This window comes from Thiocapsa roseopersicina (genome assembly GCF_900106925.1).
Taxonomy (GTDB): Bacteria; Pseudomonadota; Gammaproteobacteria; order Chromatiales; family Chromatiaceae; genus Thiocapsa; species Thiocapsa roseopersicina.
The window spans coordinates 1-4,788 of the sequence record NZ_FNNZ01000062.1 but is presented as its reverse complement, the minus strand read 5'-3'; the positions used below and the strand labels follow the sequence as shown (position 1 = coordinate 4,788).

5 protein-coding genes are annotated in these 4,788 nt (G+C 63.7%); 2 read left to right on the top strand and 3 right to left on the bottom strand.

What is annotated here, in order from left to right:
* Positions 1-266: 266 nt before the first annotated feature.
* The 3 genes from BLV04_RS24015 to BLV04_RS24005 all read right to left on the bottom strand — a co-directional run bounded on the left by BLV04_RS24015 (position 267) and on the right by BLV04_RS24005 (position 3,894).
* Positions 267-1,076 (bottom strand): CYTH domain-containing protein, encoded by an 810-nt coding sequence (locus BLV04_RS24015; protein WP_093038645.1) that lies wholly within the window; start codon positions 1,074-1,076, stop codon positions 267-269.
* A 79-nt stretch (positions 1,077-1,155) separates the two neighbouring features.
* Complete coding sequence (locus BLV04_RS24010) at positions 1,156-2,649, bottom strand: Ppx/GppA phosphatase family protein (RefSeq protein ID WP_093038643.1); 1,494 nt, start codon at positions 2,647-2,649, stop codon at positions 1,156-1,158.
* A 36-nt stretch (positions 2,650-2,685) separates the two neighbouring features.
* Positions 2,686-3,894, bottom strand: coding sequence for a hypothetical protein (locus BLV04_RS24005; protein ID WP_093038641.1), 1,209 nt, complete (start codon positions 3,892-3,894; stop codon positions 2,686-2,688).
* 243 nt (positions 3,895-4,137) lie between these two features.
* Here BLV04_RS24005 and BLV04_RS25820 point away from each other — a divergent pair, with 243 nt between their 5' ends.
* On the top strand, positions 4,138-4,323 hold the full coding sequence (locus tag BLV04_RS25820; protein ID WP_245732021.1) for a PLP-dependent transferase: 186 nt from the start codon (positions 4,138-4,140) through the stop codon (positions 4,321-4,323).
* A gap of 40 nt (positions 4,324-4,363) precedes the next feature.
* Positions 4,364-4,788 (top strand): alpha/beta fold hydrolase (locus BLV04_RS23995; protein ID WP_503660767.1); only part of this gene is annotated, 425 nt, incomplete at its 3' end.

The window sequence follows — 4,788 nt, the reverse complement described above, 5'->3', positions numbered from 1 at the left end:
CCAGGGGGTCAGGGCCTGACTCAGGATGGGGTCATCCGGCTCATCGGCGGGCGCCGCCGCGGTATCGGGCTCCTGCGCCGCGAGCATCGGTGCGAGGGCAATGGCGATCGGGAGCCACAGCCAGGGAAGAGCGAAGACACAGGGTCGTGAGTGCGACATGGGCACCACCTCGGGGGCGGAGATGAAGAGACATACGAGAGCTGCCTTGGGATCGTATGGAAAGCCCGGCGCGAGGTTATCGCGGTAGGTCAACCGTCTCTTGCAGATCAGCCGACAGGGAGCCCCGACTCAAGTCTGGCCTTGAAGAACTCAAGCGCGGCATTGGTCTTCGTCGTCTGACTTGCGCCGATCGCGATGCCCTTTTCCCCGAGGTAGACCTTGAATTCCGTGGCGACCTGGAATGCCTCGGAGGGCAGGCACTTGGTGGAAATCTCCAAGATGCGCGAGCCGTCTGGATAAAGCCACATCTCGACGACGATGCTCCGATCGAAGTCTTTGGGGCGGTGCTTGGCCCTGAGTAAGAAGGTTGGCCCCAGGATGCTCAGCGAATTCATCTCGATGCCCGCGGGGGCGTGGGCATCGTAGAAAGCGCGTTGCTCCTTGGAGAATAGGGGGCGGATCGGGGCCTCGCCGGCGGCGACGTCGAGCACCTCTTGGCCACTGCACACGCCCTTGTACGACGCCGAGCACACGAACGCACCCGGCATCACGTCCAACTCGATCTTGAAGCTCTCCGAGCGACTGAGCTCGGCGTCGATCGTTTCCGGATCGACCGGGCGTAGCTTGACGACCGTATCGGCGCGTCCACCCTGGATTCGCCGGGCCCGGACGATCAGGCCGGCTTGATTCAAGGCGAGGTCGGGCGTGTCGAAAAAGTAGACCTGGCGCGGCTCCGCCTCGACCGGGTCAAGCCCGATCCCCTTGATGGTGGCGCTGTGCTCCGTCAGGGGCACCGACAGCTTGAGCTCAATGCTCTTTGAGCCCTTGGCGAGCTGAAGGATCTTCTTTACCTCCGGGGAGGAAAAGGCCGGCGGCGTGCTTGTGGAATCGACCTTCCCGGTTGTTTCGGTTGTCATTGTCTTCTGTCCTCTTGTCGTTCGAACCCGCAGACCGGCGGATCCCGCCGGCGGCCCCTGCCGGAAATGCACTCTCGGCTCACGCATCGAACCGTTCGGACAGCACCCCATGGCGCAGGCCCCGATCGCTCACGGTCAGGTTCTCCTGCCCGAGCTTTTCCATCACCGTCCGCACGATACAGGCACCGGCGAGGATGACTTCCGCACGCTTTGGCTGAAGACCGACGATCTCGCGACGGGACTCGGCGTCCTGCGATCGATAGAGCTCGATCTGGCGTTCGATCTCCGCGCGGTCGAGGACAGTGCCCTGAACGACGTTCGGATCGTAAGGGGCCAGCCGGTGCTTGACCGCCGCCATGTTGGTGACGGCACCACCCATCGCGACCAACCGGTCCGGAACCGGGCGGCCGTCGATACGCGACAGGTCGGCCGCAATCGCCGCCATGGCCTCGTGCAGTGTGTCGAGCGAAACGGAGCCGTCCAGCTTGAAGCGTTCCGTATAGCGCACCGCGCCGACCTCGACGCTGAAACGCTCGTCCACACTAGAGTCGTGCCCGAAGGTGAACTGCGAGCTGCCGCCGCCGGTATCGAAGACGACGAGCGAACCTGAAACCGCGCCAAGCCCGGACCTGGCCGCCAGATAGGCAAAGCGGCCCTCGTCTTCGCCGGAGATGACCTCGATGTCCAGGCCCGTCCGCGTCCTGATTGCGGCCACGACCTCCCGGCCGTTGGAAGCGATCCGCAACCCGGCCGTGCCGACCGCGGTGATCGCCGCGACGTCCTGCCGCTTCGCTTCGTCGACCATGCCCGCGATCGCGTCGGCAGTCCGCTCGAGCGCGGCGGCTGTGATGACGCGCTGCTGCCCGAACCCCTCGCCGAGGCGCGTCATCTCCGCGCGGTCCACAACCCTGTGCCAATGCCCGTCGCGGTCGCGTTCGCCGATATGGAACTTGACCGAGTTGGTGCCGACGTCGATCACCGCGTAGCGCGCCGGCGCATCGTCGATCAGGGCCGCCAGCCCGCGTGGGTAGCTGGTATTTGCGTAGCCGGCCAAGCCGAGCTCGCGGACAGCGCGCACAACGGCTTGCGCATCCTCCGACTCCACGGCGATGGTACGGGTCGGCCTGCCGTTCGCAACCACATCGGAGCATTCGGCCATGCAGCCGCCGATCTTGTAGCGGACGCGCCGCTTATGAACGTTCACAGGACGAACCGCACCGCCCGGCTTGGCGAGCTCAGTGACGAGCTCATCGATCCCATAGCTGGTGCGGGATAACGAGGGCACCGGCAGCCGGAGGGATTCGAACACCTTGGCCGCTTCGGTCGCCGGCAGCGGAAACCCGGCTTTCATGACCGGTGTCCACTGCTCGAGACCATCGGCATTGACTTGCCGCAGCACCTTGATGTCAATAAGCTCTGCCCGGACCTTCACGTTATCGCCGGCGCCGGCCAGCAGATAGATTTCGTCGCTCTCCTGCACGCCCTCCGGCGCCAGCGCCGCAAGCCGTGCCTCCGCTGCACCAAAGCGCCGACCGAACCAACGCCATTCCCAACGCGGGGTGATTGTCGTCATGGATGGTTACTCGCTCTTGGAAATTAGGATAGGCCATCAGAACAGTAGACCGAACAACGTGGCGAGAAGCTCTTCGAGCGGCATCAAGGTCAGTGCCAGAGGCAGAATCGGCAACAGTGTCGCGACGGCGAGCTGGACGATCGCCTCCTTCGTCACCGGGGCGATGTGCATGGTCTTTACCAACTCGAAGCTATTGGCCAGATCGGCGAGCGACTGGATGTCGCCGCTGCCCACCAACGACTCTTGCGCCGACGCGCCGCCCCTCAGCCACTTGGCATCGAACTCGCGCACATAACGCTGCGCCAGGGTGCCGTAGTCCAGCAAGCCCGCCCGTTTGGTCTGCGCCAGCGCCGGGGCAAACACCAGAAGCGGGCCAAGGACGATGCACAGCAGCAAGACGAGAAGCACGGCGATCTCGACCCTGTAGTCGAGCAAACGTGCGCCGGTGTAGAAGATGCGGTTGGCGAGGGGGCCGGCCGCCATAACGCCATGGACCAGCGCGAGCGGGACGAAGGCATAGACCGTATTGGAGAGGAAGCCGAGCCCGCCCGCGCGATCCGGATGTGCAGGTACCAGGTTCAACTTGATTCGGGAGACCTGCCAGAGAAGGCGCGCCCAGATGAACAGTCGAAAGTACCAACGGCAAAAGAGAAACTGAAACAACGGCAGACTCACGTAGGCATACCAGATTCCGGCGAGCGTGAGTGTCGAGCCCGCGCCGGAGGGCTGCGCATACCAGGTGACCGTATCGATGGCTAAATAGTGGCGCCAGACGACCAGAATCCCGACGATGTACACGAAAACAATCAGCAACACCTCGGCGAGCACCGAGTTGCGCAGCCGAAGTGCCGCCTCGATGGCGGCATCGAAGCGTGTCATGTCGTCTGCCGGGATCAGCTGGCGCTCCAGGAACTGCTTTAGGACGTTACGCATGCGCTGGTGCACCACCAGCTCCGCCGCGATCAACAACGGAATCGCCACCAGGAAGCGGGCGTGAACCTCGACGTCCAGCAGGAAGGGGATGGTCGCACCTGTTAGCGCCTGTTCCTGCGCGGCCGAAAGAACCAAGAGCGGCAGCCACGCAAGGAGCGAGAAGACGACAATGCGTTGGCGCACCAGACCCAACGCATCGTCGGAGAGGTGCGCGCGGCAAAGAAGCTGGTAAAGCGGACCGCCCAGAACGAGCGAGAAGTCCCGAGGCTCCCGAAGCAAGCGGTTGCTGGACAGCGAGATACCGGACTGCATTGACGGTTTCCTCCCCTTGGGCAGCAACCGTTTCCGATCTTGTGCGTCGGCAGGCCGACCGGGGCTGCGTCTGACTTGGGAATCGAGACGCTGTCCGCGCGGCGTTTCGGGAGAACGATCGAGCAGTATCTCGCGCCGATATTAAATATAGCTCAGGGACGTCGGACTTGCGGACTCCCTAACTGGCTGGGGAAAAAGGGGTCGAAGCGCATTGTAGAAACGCACACACAGCAAGGGGGCGGATTGATTTGTTACGGAAACCTCGGCGGGGTCGAGAGCGTCGTCACCCAGCCCTGGACGACGACCCATCATGACCTCACCCCCGAGGAGCGCGCCCGGCGTGGCATCTCAGACGCCATGCTGCGACTCTCCATCGGAGCTGAAGACGCCGAGGACCTGATCGCCGATCTTCGCCAAGCGCTCGGCTGACCCGATCTAACCGATTCATCAACCGCACGGAGACCATCGCATGAACCATCGCCTGCATAGCGCCGGACTCACGCTCGCCATTGCACTGGTGGCCGGAACCGCTGCTGCCGAAGAGGTCACCCTGACCGATCGGGGTCTCGTCCTGAACGCTAACCTTGAGACGATCGGCGCCGACTGGCAACAAGGCCCGGTGGTGCTCATGACCCACGGCACACTCGCCCACAGCGGTATGGAGATCATGCAGACCCTGCAATCGGCCTTGCAGGAACGCGGGATCAGCTCGCTCTCCATGACCCTGAGTCTCGGTCTCGACAATCGCAGCGGCATGTACGACTGCGCGGTGCCCCATACCCACCTGCACACCGACGCGGTCGGCGAGATCGGCGCTTGGCTCGGCTGGCTGCAGAGCCAAGGTGTCGAGGAGGTTGCCCTTTTGGGACATTCGCGCGGCGGCAATCAGTCGGC